Source organism: Rhodococcus sp. C3V, assembly GCF_029269915.1.
Classification (GTDB): Bacteria; Actinomycetota; Actinomycetes; order Mycobacteriales; family Mycobacteriaceae; genus Rhodococcus_F; species Rhodococcus_F qingshengii.
The window spans coordinates 175,928-190,714 of the sequence record NZ_JARJBE010000012.1; the positions used below are offsets into that span (position 1 = coordinate 175,928).

16 protein-coding genes are annotated in these 14,787 nt (G+C 62.3%); 15 read left to right on the forward strand and 1 reads right to left on the reverse strand.

Annotation, left to right across the window (positions count from 1 at the left end; all coding sequences use genetic code 11):
• The first annotated feature begins 59 nt into the window (after positions 1–59).
• The 14 genes from prmC (at position 60) to P3G66_RS26535 (ending at position 12,538) form a co-directional block, all read left to right on the forward strand.
• Positions 60–992, forward strand: coding sequence for a peptide chain release factor N(5)-glutamine methyltransferase (gene prmC / locus P3G66_RS26470; RefSeq protein WP_276117340.1), 933 nt, complete (start codon positions 60–62; stop codon positions 990–992).
• Positions 989–1,651, forward strand: coding sequence for an L-threonylcarbamoyladenylate synthase (locus P3G66_RS26475; RefSeq protein WP_003941345.1), 663 nt, complete (start codon positions 989–991; stop codon positions 1,649–1,651). Before prmC ends, P3G66_RS26475 begins: the two co-directional genes overlap by 4 nt.
• A 2-nt stretch (positions 1,652–1,653) precedes the next feature.
• Positions 1,654–2,979, forward strand: a complete 1,326-nt coding sequence (gene glyA, locus P3G66_RS26480; RefSeq protein WP_276117341.1) for a serine hydroxymethyltransferase — start codon at positions 1,654–1,656, stop codon at positions 2,977–2,979.
• Positions 2,976–4,163 carry an MraY family glycosyltransferase gene (locus P3G66_RS26485; RefSeq protein WP_003941359.1) on the forward strand — a complete coding sequence of 396 codons (1,188 nt, stop codon included), beginning with the start codon at positions 2,976–2,978 and terminating at the stop codon, positions 4,161–4,163. Before glyA ends, P3G66_RS26485 begins: the two co-directional genes overlap by 4 nt.
• A gap of 92 nt (positions 4,164–4,255) precedes the next feature.
• Positions 4,256–4,666, forward strand: a complete 411-nt coding sequence (locus P3G66_RS26490) for a hypothetical protein (protein ID WP_020970050.1) — start codon at positions 4,256–4,258, stop codon at positions 4,664–4,666.
• 280 nt (positions 4,667–4,946) lie between these two features.
• Entirely contained in the window at positions 4,947–5,774 is an 828-nt protein-coding gene (gene atpB, locus P3G66_RS26495) for a F0F1 ATP synthase subunit A (RefSeq protein WP_042445557.1), read from the forward strand.
• An 83-nt stretch (positions 5,775–5,857) separates the two neighbouring features.
• Positions 5,858–6,100, forward strand: a complete 243-nt coding sequence (locus P3G66_RS26500) for an ATP synthase F0 subunit C (protein WP_003941327.1) — start codon at positions 5,858–5,860, stop codon at positions 6,098–6,100.
• 7 nt (positions 6,101–6,107) lie between these two features.
• Entirely contained in the window at positions 6,108–6,668 is a 561-nt protein-coding gene (locus P3G66_RS26505) for a F0F1 ATP synthase subunit B (RefSeq protein WP_003941337.1), read from the forward strand.
• Between the two features lie 5 nt (positions 6,669–6,673).
• Positions 6,674–7,498, forward strand: a complete 825-nt coding sequence (locus P3G66_RS26510) for a F0F1 ATP synthase subunit delta (RefSeq protein WP_003941304.1) — start codon at positions 6,674–6,676, stop codon at positions 7,496–7,498.
• A 62-nt stretch (positions 7,499–7,560) separates the two neighbouring features.
• Positions 7,561–9,204 (forward strand): F0F1 ATP synthase subunit alpha, encoded by a 1,644-nt coding sequence (atpA, locus tag P3G66_RS26515; RefSeq protein WP_007726218.1) that lies wholly within the window; start codon positions 7,561–7,563, stop codon positions 9,202–9,204.
• A 48-nt stretch (positions 9,205–9,252) separates the two neighbouring features.
• Positions 9,253–10,236 carry a F0F1 ATP synthase subunit gamma gene (locus P3G66_RS26520; protein ID WP_003941320.1) on the forward strand — a complete coding sequence of 328 codons (984 nt, stop codon included), beginning with the start codon at positions 9,253–9,255 and terminating at the stop codon, positions 10,234–10,236.
• 3 nt (positions 10,237–10,239) lie between these two features.
• Complete coding sequence (gene atpD / locus P3G66_RS26525; RefSeq protein ID WP_003941349.1) at positions 10,240–11,691, forward strand: F0F1 ATP synthase subunit beta; 1,452 nt, start codon at positions 10,240–10,242, stop codon at positions 11,689–11,691.
• A gap of 6 nt (positions 11,692–11,697) precedes the next feature.
• Complete coding sequence (locus P3G66_RS26530) at positions 11,698–12,066, forward strand: F0F1 ATP synthase subunit epsilon (protein WP_003941287.1); 369 nt, start codon at positions 11,698–11,700, stop codon at positions 12,064–12,066.
• A 49-nt stretch (positions 12,067–12,115) separates the two neighbouring features.
• On the forward strand, positions 12,116–12,538 hold the full coding sequence (locus P3G66_RS26535) for a DUF2550 domain-containing protein (RefSeq protein ID WP_276117342.1): 423 nt from the start codon (positions 12,116–12,118) through the stop codon (positions 12,536–12,538).
• 10 nt (positions 12,539–12,548) lie between these two features.
• Here the strand turns inward: P3G66_RS26535 and P3G66_RS26540 are convergent, their stop codons facing one another.
• Positions 12,549–13,121: a cob(I)yrinic acid a,c-diamide adenosyltransferase gene (locus tag P3G66_RS26540; protein ID WP_276117343.1), complete on the reverse strand. Its 573-nt coding sequence runs from the start codon at positions 13,119–13,121 to the stop codon at positions 12,549–12,551.
• Between the two features lie 54 nt (positions 13,122–13,175).
• Here P3G66_RS26540 and murA point away from each other — a divergent pair, with 54 nt between their 5' ends.
• Positions 13,176–14,435: a UDP-N-acetylglucosamine 1-carboxyvinyltransferase gene (gene murA / locus P3G66_RS26545; protein WP_095971611.1), complete on the forward strand. Its 1,260-nt coding sequence runs from the start codon at positions 13,176–13,178 to the stop codon at positions 14,433–14,435.
• Positions 14,436–14,787: the final 352 nt, after the last annotated feature.

The window sequence follows — 14,787 nt, forward strand, 5'->3', positions numbered from 1 at the left end:
CTCCATCCCGCCGGGAACTCGGTGAACCGCGTGTCGGTCGAGCGTGGCAGGCTGTACCCGTGAGTCGACTTCCACTTCGTTTGGCGCTGATCGAAGCTGCAAAACAGCTCGACGCCGCAGGTGTGCCCAGCCCACGCACCGACGCCGAGTTGTTGGCATCCCACCTGCTCGGGGTCGAACGCACGCGTCTCGGGCTGATTCCGTTGGTCGATCCCGAGGTCATCGCGGCGTTCGACGAGTTGGTTGCGCAACGGGTGAAGCGGATTCCGTTGCAGCACATCATCGGAGTCGCGTCGATGGGCAACATCGACGTCGCTGTCGGGCCGGGTGTCTTCATTCCGCGGCCGGAAACCGAACTGCTCATGGGTTGGGCACTCTCGTTCCTCGAAGGTTGCGGAGGCAAGCCGCCGGTAGTTCTGGACCTGTGCACGGGATCGGGTGTACTCGCGCTGTCCATCGCCGAGGCCCGTCCAGACGCCGTCGTTCACGCCGTGGAGAAGGAGCCCGCCGCGTTGGCGTGGGCGCGTCGTAATGCTGCCGACCGCGAGGCCGCCGGTGATACACCGATCCATCTGCATCAGGGCGATGTCACCGATCGGAACCTGTTGCCAGGGCTCGAGGGCGGCGTCGATCTGGTCGTTTCCAATCCGCCGTACATCCCCGAAGGCGCGCAATTGCAGCCTGAGGTCATGGATTACGACCCGCACACCGCGTTGTTCGGTGGCGTCGACGGTCTGTCCGTCATCAAACCCATGATCAGCAACATCGCGCGGTGGCTTCGAATCGGCGGCGCGGCAGGCATCGAGCACGACGACACCAACGGGGACGGCGTCGCTGCGCTGTTCTCGGCGCGCCGGGTATTCGGCGAGGTCGCGCAGCATCCAGATCTTGCCGGTCGTCCGCGATTCGTCGTCGCCAGACGTGTCGCCACCGACGTCGAAGCACAGCGGAATCGAACGCCCGAAGCGCAGAGTGAAAGGATGGCTGAGTGAGCACCGTGTACGACTGCAGTCAGACAGATTCCCGAACCGCAGGCTTGGCCGCCGCGAAGAACGCGCTCAAGGCCGGCCGACTCGTAGTTCTCCCTACCGACACCCTTTACGGACTCGCCGCCGACGCGTTCGACAGCGAAGCTGTCACGAGTCTGTTGCGCGCCAAGGGACGCGGGCGAGACATGCCCGTCCCGGTACTGGTCGGATCGTGGAACACCATCGACGGGCTCGTCTACAGCGTGCGCCCGCAGGCACGGGATCTGATCCGCGCATTCTGGCCCGGCGGACTGAGCCTGGTCGTCGAGCAGGCGCCTTCACTTGCCTGGGACCTCGGTGATACCCGCGGAACCGTCATGCTCCGCATGCCCCTCCACCCGGTTGCCCTCGAATTGTTGCGCGATGTCGGACCGCTTGCCGTCTCGAGCGCCAACATTTCGGGGCGTCCGCCGGCAACTACCGTCGAGGAAGCCAGAGATCAGCTCGGCGGATCTGCCAGCGTGTATCTCGACGGGGGCAAGGCCGAACACGCCGTTGCTTCCACGATCGTCGACCTGACCGGCAATTCACCGCGTATCTTGCGAGTGGGTGCCGTCTCGGCAGAATCCATCGCCGAGGTATTGGGCACCAGTCCGGAAAGTCTCGTAGAGGGAGTTTCGTAACGATGGTCGGCGCCGGCGGCGAGCGCGCGGGGGAATCCACGTATTGGGGACCGGATTTCGGTGAGCTTGCCACGGCAGACCCCGAGATCGCGGCTGTTGCGCTGGCCGAACTCGAGCGTCAGCGCGACGGACTTCAACTCATCGCGAGCGAGAACTTCACCAGCCCTGCCGTACTGGCTGCCTTGGGTTCGACCCTGAGCAACAAGTACGCCGAGGGCTATCCGGGTCGGCGTTACTACGGCGGGTGCGAGTACGTCGACGTAGCCGAGAATCTGGCGATCGATCGGGCAAAGGCGCTGTTCGGCGCCGAGCACGTCAACGTCCAACCGCATTCGGGGGCCACTGCGAATCTCGCGGTGTACGCCGCATTCGCCAAGCCCGGCGACACCGTATTGGCGATGAGTCTGCCGCACGGTGGGCATCTGACTCACGGGTCTCGCGTCAGCTTTTCTGGGCAGTGGTTCACCACCGTTCCCTATCACGTCGATTCGGCCACCGAATTGATCGACTACGACGAGGTTCGCAACCTGGCTCTGGCGCACAAGCCGAAAATCATCGTCGCCGGCGCGACCGCGTACTCCCGCACCATCGACTTCGCAGCCTTCCGCTCGATCGCAGACGAGGTCGGTGCGATCCTGTGGGTCGACGCCGCCCACTTCATCGGACTGGTGGCAGGCCGGGCGATACCTTCGTGCGTTCCGTACGCCGACGTCGTCTCCGCGACGACGCACAAAGTCCTCAGAGGCCCGCGCGGCGGAATGATCCTGTGCCGCAGCGAGCACGCCTCGGCTGTAGATCGCGCGGTGTTCCCCTTCATTCAAGGCGGCCCGATGATGCATGCGATCGCCGGGAAGGCGGTTGCCTTCAAGGAAGCGTCGACGCCGGAATATCGTTGGTATGCACAGGAAGTGGTTGCCAACGCATCGGCACTCGCGCAGTCGTTGGAAGCTCGCGGCCTGCGCACCGTGTCCGGTGGAACCGACACACATCTGGCGCTTCTCGACCTGCGCGCAAGCGGTGTCACCGGAGTCGACGCCGAGCGTAGGTGCGGACTGGCTTCGATCACGCTCAACAAGAACGCGATTCCGTTCGATCCGCAGTCGCCCGCCGTCACGTCCGGAATCCGCGTCGGATCCGCGGCCGTCACGACCCAGGGTTTCAACCGCTCCGACATGAGAGTGGTGGGGGAGTTGATCGCGCGCGCAGTTGTCGCGGACCCCGCCACCACGTCAGGAGAGGCCGAGTTGGCAGCAGTTGCCGAAGGCGTTCGCGAACTGGTCCGGGCAAAGCCTGCCTATGCCCGCCAGACGGGTGATCTCGAGCAGTGATCACTTCCTACGAGGCGACCACGTATCTGGCACAGGGTGGCGGGGGAGCGGGTGTTCCCATCCGTGAACTTTTGCTCGTGCTGTGTACGGCGGCGGTGGTGACCTACCTGGCGACTGGCGCAGTCCGGTTGTTGGCGCTGAGGTTCGGCGCTGTCGCGATTCCTCGTGATCGGGACGTTCACGTCGAGCCGATTCCCCGTCTCGGTGGCGTCGGAATGTATGTCGGCATGGCTGTCGGTCTGCTGTTCGCGCAGCAATTACCCGCGCTCACAAGAGGTTTCGGCTTCGGCAGTCCTGACGTACACGCTGCGCTCGTAGCTGGCGCCGTCATCGTCCTCGTGGGTGTGATCGACGACAGGTGGGGCCTCGATGCCCTCACCAAATTTGTCGGTCAGGTGACTGCTGCCGGCGTTCTCGTGGTGATGGGCGTCAGCTGGTTCATCATCTACAACCCGTTCGGCGGTGACGGTGGGTCCACCATCATCCTCGATCAGATTCAATCCGGACTGTTCACCGTTGCTGTTGCCGTCGCGACCATCAACGCCATGAATTTTGTCGACGGTCTCGACGGATTGGCCGCCGGGTTGGGTCTGATTGCGGCGCTCGCCATCCTCATCTTCTCGATCGGTCTTCTCCACGATCAGGGCGGCGACGCGAGTGTCTACCCGCCGGCGATGATCGCGGCGGCCTTGGCAGGCGCTTGTCTCGGTTTTCTTCCACACAACTTCAATCCAGCGCGCATCTTCATGGGCGATTCCGGGTCGATGTTGATCGGTCTCATGCTGGCCGCGATCTCCACCAGTGCATCCGGTCGTATTCCGCTCACTGCCTACGGAACCCGCGACCTCGTCGGCCTCCTCGCGCCGTTGTTGCTGGTCGGGGCTGTGATGTTCATCCCGATGCTGGACATGCTCCTGGCCGTGATCCGCCGGACGAAAGCGGGCGTCAGTCCGTTCAGTCCGGACAAGATGCACCTGCATCATCGCCTCTTGCAGATCGGACACACGCACCGACGAGTTGTGCTGGTCATCTACCTGTGGGTCAGCGTCCTGGCGTTCGGTGCCGTCGGATCCTCGCTGCTCAATCGTCAGCTGGTTGTTGTACTCGTCGCGGCCGGTTTGGTTCTTGCGTTGTTCTTCACTGCGGTGCCTTCCCTGATCGATCGCAAGCAGCAGCGTCGCTAGCCAAGTTTTCCGATCCATTACCCTTGGGCATCGTGACGAACACGCCGCAGCCTGTACCTGCCTCGCAACCCATCCCTGATTCGACCGCCGCCATGAAGTCGGCCGTGAAGTGGGGTGTGATGGGGCTGATCGCGCTGGCCGTGGTCGGCGCGCTCCTGGGCGGGCTCTTCGCCGGTAAGGAAGGCGTCTACGGCGCTTTGATCGGCGCAGCCGTCGGCGGCGGGTTCATCCTGTTCACGGCGTTGGGCGTGCTGCTCACAGCGAAGCTGCCTGCGCTCACGGCCGGTGCCGTTCTACTCGGTACCTGGCTGCTGAAGATGATTCTCGCGATGGTGGTTCTCTTTGTCCTCTCGGACATGGATTTCTACAACAAGACCGCCCTCGTCCTGGTCATCATCATGTCGCTGGTCGTGGTGCTCGGTGCGGAGACTTACGGCGTCCTGGGAACCAAAACTCCGTACGTCGATCCCACTCCCAGCAGCAACGTCGACGACGACGAGTAGTACTACAAGAGGTAACTAATCGGACTTCCAGGTACCCCATCTACACAATGTCGTAGATGACTTGATAAGGTTCGGTTCAAGCGAGAGCAATGGTGGGCCGAGTAACACTCAGCCGACGATGCCATGTGCTCGCAGGTGGTCGAAATTCTGACCACTGAGTCGACGAGAGTCGCCGACACCGACAGACGCCAGGCCCCTCTAGGGTTCTCCAGCTGCTGACGAATGCGCGAGTCGAACTTGTCGACTTGTAGATCGTCAATGTCCGATCGAACCGCAGTCAATGATGGCTGCGGACCGACTACGGGAGAGAACGCTGAGCGTCACCACCCTGGCCGCGGATGAATTCCATGCGCCGTCACTAGACGATTTTTTCCCGCCCTCCGTGTTGATCCACGCGGGCCCCTTCGAGCTCGACCGTCTGATGCTGATTCGTCTGCTGATGTCGGTGCTGGTCGCAGCCTTCTTCGTGATCGCGATGCGCAGCCCTCGATTGGTTCCCCGCGGACTTCAGAACGCCGCTGAGCTTGCGCTCGACTTCGTTCGGATCAACATCGCCGAGGAGATCCTGGGCAAGGAACAGGGCAAGCGCTTCCTGCCGGTCATCACGACGATCTTCTTCATCGTGGTCGCCAGCAACCTGGCCAGCATCATTCCTTTCCTGAACATCTCGCCGAACGCACGAATCGGTATGCCCCTGGTACTCGCGGCGCTCGCCTACATCGTGTTCAACTACGTCGGAATCAAGAAGTACGGCTTCTTCAAGTACGTCAAGAGCAGCATCGTCGTTCCCGGCGTCCCGCTGCCCCTGCACTTCTTGTTGGTGCCCATCGAGTTCATCTCGACCTTCATCCTGCGCCCGTTCACGCTGATGGTTCGTCTCATGGCCAACATGTTGGCCGGCCACATCCTGCTGGTGCTGTTCTTCAGCGCGACGAACTACTTCTTCTTCGTGTCCGGCGGATTCCAGGCGATCTTCGGTGTTCCGTCGATCATTGCCGGTATCGCATTCACGTTCTTCGAGCTGCTGGTCATCTTCCTGCAGGCTTACGTGTTCGCGCTGCTGACCGCGGTGTACATCGATCTGGCGCTCCACGCCGACGAGCACTGACCTTTTACCTCCTCACCAGCTACACCAAGAACTGAGCCTCTTGCCGAATCCGGCGGAGGTCAACAGAAAGGGAATGGAACACCATGAGCATCGCTTACCTCGCTCAGGAAGTTGTCGAGACCAAGTCGCGCGGCTACGGAGCCATCGGCTACGGCCTCGCAGCAATCGGCCCCGGCATCGGCGTGGGCATCGTTGTGGGCAAGGCAATCGAAGGCATGGTCCGCCAGCCCGAGATGGCCGGCCAGGTTCGTACCACCATGTTCCTCGGTATTGCATTCACCGAGGCCCTCGCGCTGATCGGCCTCGTCGCCGGCTTCATCTTCTAAGACCGACATGGCAGCCACCATCGCAATTCTCGCGGCGGAGGGGACGACTGAACACAATCCCCTCATCCCCGAGACATACGACATCGTGTGGTCCGCGGTCGCGCTCGTAGTAGTTGGTTTCGTCTTCTGGAAGCTCGTTCTTCCGAAGTTCCAGAAGGTCTTGGCCGAACGCACCGAGCAGATCGAGGGCGGCATCAAGAAAGCCGAAGACGCACAGGCGGAGGCAGCAGCAGCGCTCGAGCAGTACCGCGCGCAGCTCGCCGAAGCTCGTACCGAGGCAGCGCAGATCCGTGAGGAAGCGCGTACCCAGGGTCAGCAGATCATCGCTGACATGAAGGTTCAGGCGCAGGACGAGAGCGACCGCATCGTGGCCGCAGGCCACAGCCAGCTCGTCGCCCAGCGTCAGCAGATTGTCGCTGAGCTCCGCTCGGATCTCGGCAAGACCGCTGTAGACCTGGCCGAGAAGGTCATCGGGGAGTCCCTCGCCGACGACGTGAAGCGCGCCGGAACGGTTGATCGTTTCCTCAACGAGCTCGACACCGTCAGCGCTGATTCAGCCAGGAAGTGAGCAACATGTACGCAGCGAGCCGTGAAGCCTTGGCGCAGACTCGTTCTGCGCTGAGCAGTGCCCTGGGCGCCGTCTCTGCAGGAGCCGCAACTGCTGCTTCTGCTCAGGCTGGGTCCGAGCTCTTCTCGGTGGTCGAGGTACTCGACGGCCAGCGCGCTCTTCGCAGCGCGCTGGCTGACGCTTCGGCACCGGCCGCTGGTCGCCAGGCTTTGGCAGAGCAGTTGTTCTCCGGAAAGGTCGGCGCCGAGGCGCTCGCCACCGTGAAGGCAGCTGCAGGCCAGGACTGGTCTGCGGCCCGCGACTTGGTCAACTCGCTCGAACTGCTCGGACGCGAAGCTCTGCTCCGCGCCGCAGCCGATCAGAGCCAGTTGGACACCGTTGAGGACGAGCTCTTCCGTCTCGGTCGCATCGTGGCAGGGGATCCCAGCCTGGAGCAGACGCTCTCGGATCTGTCGGTTCCCGCAGCCCGCAAGCGTGAGTTCCTCTCCCGCTTGCTCTACGGCAAGGTCACCGCGGTCACCGAGGCACTCGCCGGACAGGCTGTCGGCCGGTTGAAGTCTGCACCCGCAGACACTTTCGATCAGCTGTCGAATCTTGCCGCAGCGCAGCGCGATACCACCGTTGCTCACGTTCGCAGCGCCTCGGCGTTGAGCTCGGAGCAGTCGGATCGCTTAGCGAGCACTCTTACCCGCACCTACGGGAAGCCGGTAGCAGTGCACGTCGAGGTCGATCCAGAACTCCTCAGCGGCTTGGTCGTCCGGGTGGGCGACGAGGTTATCGACGGCAGCGCAGCGGGTCGACTCGCAGCACTGCGGAAGAACCTCAAGTAGTCCTTCAGCCGAACACATACTCCAGATCTTTTCGAAGACCAGACACCGAGAGCAGGAAAAACATGGCGGAGCTGACGATCTCCTCCGACGAGATCCGTAGCGCGATCGACAACTACACCGCGAGCTACTCCCCGGAGGCCTCCCGTGAGGAGGTCGGCACAGTGACCGACACCAGTGACGGCATTGCGCACGTCTCTGGCCTGCCTTCGGCTATGTCCAACGAGCTGTTGGAGTTCCCCGGTGGAATCGTCGGCGTCGCGCTCAACCTGGATGCCACCGAAATCGGTGCCGTCATCCTTGGCGATTACCAGAACATTCAAGAAGGCCAGGAAGTAAAGCGCACGGGCGACGTTCTGTCGGTTCCCGTCGGCGATGCTTTCCTCGGCCGCGTCATCGACCCGCTGGGTGCGCCCATCGACGGCCTCGGCGAGATCGAGAGCACCGAGAACCGTGCACTCGAGCTCCAGGCCGCTTCGGTGCTCGAGCGCCAGCCGGTCGAGGAGCCGCTCCAGACCGGTATCAAGGCTATCGACGCCATGACCCCGATTGGCCGCGGCCAGCGCCAGCTCATCATCGGCGACCGCAAGACCGGCAAGACCGCGGTCTGCATCGACGCCATCCTGAACCAGAAGGCCAACTGGGATTCCGGCGATGTCAACAAGCAGGTGCGCTGCATCTACGTTGCCATCGGTCAGAAGGGTTCCACCATCGCGGGCGTCAAGGCTGCCCTCGAGGAGAAGGGCGCGATGGAATACACCACCATCGTTGCTGCTCCGGCATCTGATTCCGCAGGCTTCAAGTGGCTCGCACCGTACACCGGCTCGGCCATCGGCCAGCACTGGATGTACCAGGGCAAGCACGTTCTGGTCGTGTTCGACGACCTGACCAAGCAGGCAGAGGCGTACCGCGCCATCTCGCTGCTGCTGCGTCGCCCGCCGGGACGCGAGGCTTACCCCGGTGACGTCTTCTACTTGCACTCCCGTCTGCTGGAGCGTTCGGCGAAGCTGTCCGACGCACTCGGCGGCGGCTCGCTGACGGCTCTGCCGATCATCGAGACCAAGGCGAACGACGTCTCGGCTTACATCCCGACCAACGTCATCTCGATCACCGACGGTCAGGTGTTCCTCGAGTCCGACCTGTTCAACAAGGGCGTTCGCCCCGCGATCAACGTCGGTATCTCCGTCTCCCGCGTCGGTGGCGCTGCACAGACCAAGGGCATGAAGAAGGTTTCCGGTTCGCTGCGTCTGGAACTGGCTCAGTTCCGTGAGCTCGAAGCGTTCTCCGCCTTCGCATCCGACCTCGACGCTGCCTCCAAGGCTCAGCTCGAGCGCGGTGCCCGTCTGGTCGAGTTGCTCAAGCAGGATCAGTACAGCCCGATCCCCGTCGAGGACCAGATCGTCTCGATCTACCTCGCCGGCGAAGGCATCTTCGACAGCGTTCCGATCGGCGACGTCCGTCGCTTCGAGAAGGAACTGCTCGAAGACCTCAAGCACTCGGCTGCAGGCGTCTACTCCAGCATCAACGGCGGTAAGGCACTCGATGCCGACAACGCTGCTGAGCTGATCGCTGCAACGAACAAGTTCAAGGAAGGCTTCATCGCATCCGACGGAAGCCGGGTCGTGAACGAAGCCGAGGCTGACGCTTTGGGCGCCGACGAGGTCGCGAACGAGCAGATCAACGTCAAGCGCAAGACCGTCAGCAAGTGACGTACGCGCCCATGACACTGCGAATTCCGAAGGGAGAGTGATTGATCGATGGCGAGCATTCTCGAATTGCGGTCTCGTATCAAGTCGGTCAACTCGACCAAGAAGATCACCAAGGCACAGGAACTGATCGCGACTTCGCGTATCACCAAGGCTCAGATTCGCGTCGCCGCGTCCAAGCCGTATGCCGAGGAGATCACGAAGGTACTCACCGAATTGGCGAGTGCGTCTGCTTCGCTCGATCACCCGTTGCTCAACGAGCGTCCGGAGCCCAAGCGGGCTGCCGTGCTTGTTGTCACCAGTGACCGCGGCATGTGTGGCGGCTACAACTCCAACGTCCTCAAGCAGGCAGAAGAGCTCATGGCTCTCCTCCGCAGCGAGGGCAAGGAGCCGGTCGTCTACGTGCTCGGTTCCAAGGGGCTCGGCTACTACACGTTCCGCGGCCGCGACATCGGTGCTGCGTGGACGGGCTTCTCGCAGGATCCGGGTTACTCGGATGCAGCGAAGGCCAGCCGCCACCTGGTGGAGCTGTTCATGGCTGGTTCGGGTAACCAGGTTGCCGCTCCGAACGGTGAAGGCACGATCGAGGGCGTCGACGAACTCCATATCGTCTACACCCGTTTCGTGTCGATGCTGACGCAGACTCCCGAGGTTCGCCGCATGGCTCCTCTCGAGGTCTTCGTGTCGGAAGAGCGCATCGAACTCGGTGACGACATGCTGACCAACGGCCACGACGACGACCATGACAATGGCCCCGTCGCGGACTTCAGCTTCGAGCCCGAGCCCGAGAAGCTTCTCGGCGCTCTTCTCCCGAAGTACGTCAGCACTCGTATCTTCTCGTCGCTTCTCGATGCTGCGGCATCGGAGTCGGCAGCCCGTCGTACAGCTATGAAGGCCGCGACGGACAACGCAAACGAACTGGTGAACACGTTGAGCCGTCAGGCCAACCAGGCTCGCCAGGCCCAGATCACCCAGGAAATCAGCGAGATCGTCGGCGGCGCCAACGCGCTCGCCTCGAGCGCAGGAAGTGACTAGCACATGACCGCAGCAGTAACCGAAAACAACGGGGCAGGTTCGGCTTCGGCCGTAGCCGGCCGCGTCGTGCGGGTCATCGGTCCCGTCGTGGACGTTGAATTCCCGCGTGGCGCTGTTCCTGAACTGTTCAACGCCCTGAACGCCGAGATCACGCTTCCCTCGGTCGCCAAGACGCTGACGCTCGAGGTTGCACAGCACCTCGGTGACAACCTGGTCCGCACCGTCTCCATGCAGCCCACCGACGGCCTCGTCCGCGGCACTGCAGTGACCGACTCGGGCAAGCCGATCTCGGTTCCCGTCGGTGACGTCGTCAAGGGCCACGTGTTCAACGCACTGGGCGATTGCCTCGACACCCCGGGCCTCGGCCGCGACGGCGAGCAGTGGGGCATCCACCGCAAGCCACCAGCCTTCGATCAGCTCGAAGGTAAGACCGAGATCCTCGAGACCGGCATCAAGGTCATCGACCTTCTCACCCCGTACGTCAAGGGTGGAAAGATCGGCCTGTTCGGTGGCGCCGGTGTCGGCAAGACCGTTCTGATCCAGGAAATGATCACGCGTATCGCTCGCGAGTTCTCGGGCACCTCGGTGTTCGCAGGCGTCGGCGAGCGTACCCGTGAGGGCACCGACCTCCACCTGGAAATGGAAGAGATGGGCGTCCTCCAGGACACCGCCCTTGTCTTCGGCCAGATGGACGAGCCGCCCGGAACGCGTATGCGCGTCGCCCTGTCCGCACTGACGATGGCGGAGTACTTCCGCGACGTTCAGGGCCAGGACGTTCTGCTGTTCATCGACAACATCTTCCGCTTCACGCAGGCAGGTTCCGAGGTTTCCACCCTCCTCGGCCGTATGCCTTCGGCAGTGGGCTACCAGCCCACGCTGGCGGACGAGATGGGTGAGCTCCAGGAGCGCATCACCTCGACCCGTGGTCGCTCGATCACCTCGCTGCAGGCTATTTACGTGCCCGCCGACGACTACACCGACCCCGCGCCGGCTACGACGTTCGCGCACCTCGATGCCACCACCGAGCTCTCGCGCCCGATTTCGCAGATGGGTATCTACCCCGCTGTGGATCCGCTGAGCTCGACCTCCCGCATCCTGGAGCCCGGCATCGTCGGTGCAGAGCACTTCCGCGTTGCCAACGAGGTCAAGCGCATCCTGCAGAAGTACAAGGAACTGCAGGACATCATCGCCATCCTCGGTATGGACGAGCTTCAGGAAGAGGACAAGGTCCTCGTCGGCCGCGCCCGTCGTATCCAGAAGTTCCTCGGCCAGAACTTCATCGTTGCCGAGAAGTTCACCGGTGAGCCCGGCTCCGTCGTGCCGCTCCGCGACACGATCGAAGCCTTCGACCGCGTCTGCAAGGGCGAGTTCGACCACCTGCCCGAGCAGGCATTCAACAGCTGCGGTGGACTCGACGACGTCGAGGCTGCAGCCAAGAAGATGGCCGGGAAGTAGTCCACGATGGCTGAGATGACCGTAGAACTCGTTGCCGTCGAGCAGCGCTTGTGGTCTGGTTCGGCGACGCTGGTCAGCGCTCAGACCACCGAGGGTGAAATCGGAATCATGCCTGGGCATGAGCCGGTCCTCGGTCAGCTGATCGAAGGCGGAACCGTGTCGATCACCTCGGTCGACGGCGAGCGTATCGTTGCTGCAGTACACGGAGGATTCCTCTCCGTCACTGCGACGACGGTGACGATCCTTGCCGAGTCCGCGGACATGGCACAGGACATCGACGTCGAGGCAGCCAAGGCTGTCTTGGCCGAGAACTCGGGCGACCTCGAAGCGATTGCGGTCGCCAAGGGTCAGCTCCGGGCCGTCGAGCGCGCGTAAGTTACTCGAGTAAAGCCGCGACGGGAGCCGACGAACAGTGACATTCGGAATGACTGTATTGATCATTCTGGTTGTGCTGCTCGCGGTTCTCGTCGCGGCTTTTCTGTATCGTCTTGTAGTTTTGCGCCGAGGCGGTACTGCTGCACTGCTTCGTGTCTTGCCATCCCCGGGGGACAGCGGGTGGCGGCACGGAATCATTCGCTACGGCGAAACCACTTTCGTTTTTTTCAAGCTGTCGAGTCTGCGGCCCGGCCCGGACTCCAGAATTGATCGTCAAGGTATCGAGGTCGAGAGCCGTCGCTCTCCCTCAGGCACCGAATTCGACATCATGAGCGACGACATCGTCGTCGTGAAGGTCAACGACGGATCGTCGGCCTACGAAATCGCTTTGGACAGTGGGGCATTGACAGCTTTCCTGTCCTGGGTCGAGTCGCGGCCGGACGGGCGCGCCCGTAGGCGACGCACCGCCTGACCGGTCCCGCTCAAGCCCCGGCGCCGGGCTTCCAGAGCACATCGCCTTCCGGATTTGCCACTCTTCCCATGATGAAGAGCAGATCCGACAACCTGTTGAGGTATTTCGCGGGGAGGACGCTTGTGTCTTCCGGGTTCGCATCGATGGCGGACCAGGCCGCACGCTCCGCACGCCGTGAGACGGTTCTTGCTACGTGAAGCAGAGATCCCAGGGCAGTTCCGCCCGGCAGAATGAACGAATTCAACGGTGCCAGTTGCTCATTGAGCTCATCGCACCATCCTTCGAGTCGATCGATGTAAGCCTGAGTCACTCGCAGTGGTGGGTACTTCGGATTCTCGACTACAGGGGTGGACAAGTCGGCCCCTGCGTCGAAGAGGTCGTTCTGGATCTGGCGCAGCATCGCGAGGAGATTCTCCGGGGGAGTGCCGAGGGCAACGGCCACACCGATCGCTGCATTGGCCTCGTCGCAATCCGCGTAGGCGATCAGACGCGGATCGTTCTTGGACACGCGGGAAAAATCGCTGAGGCCCGTGGTCCCGTCGTCGCCGGTCCGGGTGTAGATCTTCGTCAGGTGAACAGACATAGGGCTACGGTACCGGCGCGGTGCCGACGAGGTTGTGGCTCTAGGCTGTGAACCGTGAGTGAGCACTTTCTTGTGACCGGGGGTAACCGCCTCGAAGGTGAAGTACTGGTGGGAGGGGCCAAGAACAGTGTGTTGAAGCTGATGGCCGCTGCGCTGTTGGCCGAAGGCACAACTGTCGTGACCAACTGCCCGGACATTCTCGACGTACCCCTGATGGCGGACGTCTTGCGAGGTCTGGGCTGCGAAGTTGAACTCGAAGACTCCGAAGTGCGGATCACGACGCCGGCCGAGCCGAAGTATCACGCTGACTTCGACGCGGTGAAACAGTTTCGAGCGTCAGTGTGTGTGCTTGGCCCGCTGGTTGCGCGTTGTCGACGCGCAGTTGTCGCCTTGCCTGGCGGTGACGCCATCGGATCGAGGCCCCTCGACATGCACCAATCCGGGCTCCGCCTGTTGGGTGCGCGCAGCGAGATCGAGCATGGATGCGTAGTTGCCGAAGCAGATGACCTGCACGGCGCGAACATTCGCCTGGTGTTCCCGTCGGTGGGTGCAACCGAGAACATCTTGATGGCAGCGGTCCTCGCCCGTGGTGAGACCGTGATCGACAACGCTGCACGTGAGCCCGAGATCGTGGATCTGTGCAACATGCTCAACGAGATGGGCGCCAAGGTATCTGGCGGCGGAAGTTCGACGCTCACCATTCAAGGCGTCCGCAAGTTGGAACCGACTACGCACCGTGTCATCGGTGATCGGATCGTCGCTGCAACGTGGGGCGTCGCAGCCTCTATGACCAGGGGTGATGTCCGCGTTCGCGGGGTGAACCACAAGCATCTCGGACTGGTCCTCGACAAGCTTCGGACAGCCGGCGCGGAGGTGACGCCCGAGGTCGACGGCTTCCGTGTCATCCAGCGAGAACGGCCTAAGGCGGTCAATTTCGCAACCTTGCCTTACCCCGGATTCCCCACCGACCTGCAGCCGATGGCAATCGGTTTGGCTGCGGTTGCCGAGGGCACGTCGATGATCACCGAGAACGTGTTCGAATCACGCTTCCGATTTGTCGAGGAAATGATCCGACTCGGCGCCGACGCTCGTACTGATGGCCACCATGCTGTGATCCGCGGCGTTCCAGTGTTGTCGAGTGCGCCGGTGTGGTCTTCGGACATTCGGGCCGGCGCCGGGCTCGTGCTTGCCGGCTTGGTCGCGGACGGAACCACCGAAGTTCACGACATCTTCCACATCGACCGTGGGTACCCGCGATTCGTCGAGAATCTCCGTGGACTCGGGGGAGTGATCGAGCGGGTGGGCACCGAATAGCTTCGGTGCTCGGCGTCACACTCGGGCCTATTCGCAGTTGGCGGAAAGGTTCAACTGTCTGACCTGGCCTTAGTCGGTGAATTCGGTGTAGTGACCAGGCGATTTGTGAATTGATTGAAGGTTCGCGTAACTTTGTCCAAGTCAGAGCGACACGGACACCGACTCCCGCTTCACGGCGAGTGACACGAGGTTGTACGAAGTGCCTGACCAAATTTCGAAGTAGTTTCCATCATGTATGGTTGTGCTTCACCTCCAGTTCTTCCCTGAATGTTTAGCGGTTTGCGCCGATGATCATGATGGGATAGGCTGGAAAAGTTGCCCCGGAGCGGCGGCCATAGGGTCGTGGTGATGG

What these genes read in the sequence shown, in the direction of transcription:
- P3G66_RS26540 (WP_276117343.1), bottom strand. Translation starts at nt 13,121, where the DNA reads ATGTCTGTTCACCTGACGAAGATCTACACCCGGACCGGCGACGACGGG.
- atpA (WP_007726218.1), top strand. Translation starts at nt 7,561, where the DNA reads ATGGCGGAGCTGACGATCTCCTCCGACGAGATCCGTAGCGCGATCGAC.
- glyA (WP_276117341.1), top strand. Translation starts at nt 1,654, where the DNA reads ATGGTCGGCGCCGGCGGCGAGCGCGCGGGGGAATCCACGTATTGGGGA.
- P3G66_RS26505 (WP_003941337.1), top strand. Translation starts at nt 6,108, where the DNA reads ATGGCAGCCACCATCGCAATTCTCGCGGCGGAGGGGACGACTGAACAC.
- atpD (WP_003941349.1), top strand. Translation starts at nt 10,240, where the DNA reads ATGACCGCAGCAGTAACCGAAAACAACGGGGCAGGTTCGGCTTCGGCC.
- atpB (WP_042445557.1), top strand. Translation starts at nt 4,947, where the DNA reads ATGATGGCTGCGGACCGACTACGGGAGAGAACGCTGAGCGTCACCACC.
- P3G66_RS26510 (WP_003941304.1), top strand. Translation starts at nt 6,674, where the DNA reads ATGTACGCAGCGAGCCGTGAAGCCTTGGCGCAGACTCGTTCTGCGCTG.
- P3G66_RS26530 (WP_003941287.1), top strand. Translation starts at nt 11,698, where the DNA reads ATGGCTGAGATGACCGTAGAACTCGTTGCCGTCGAGCAGCGCTTGTGG.
- P3G66_RS26490 (WP_020970050.1), top strand. Translation starts at nt 4,256, where the DNA reads ATGAAGTCGGCCGTGAAGTGGGGTGTGATGGGGCTGATCGCGCTGGCC.
- P3G66_RS26520 (WP_003941320.1), top strand. Translation starts at nt 9,253, where the DNA reads ATGGCGAGCATTCTCGAATTGCGGTCTCGTATCAAGTCGGTCAACTCG.
- P3G66_RS26535 (WP_276117342.1), top strand. Translation starts at nt 12,116, where the DNA reads ATGACTGTATTGATCATTCTGGTTGTGCTGCTCGCGGTTCTCGTCGCG.
- P3G66_RS26500 (WP_003941327.1), top strand. Translation starts at nt 5,858, where the DNA reads ATGAGCATCGCTTACCTCGCTCAGGAAGTTGTCGAGACCAAGTCGCGC.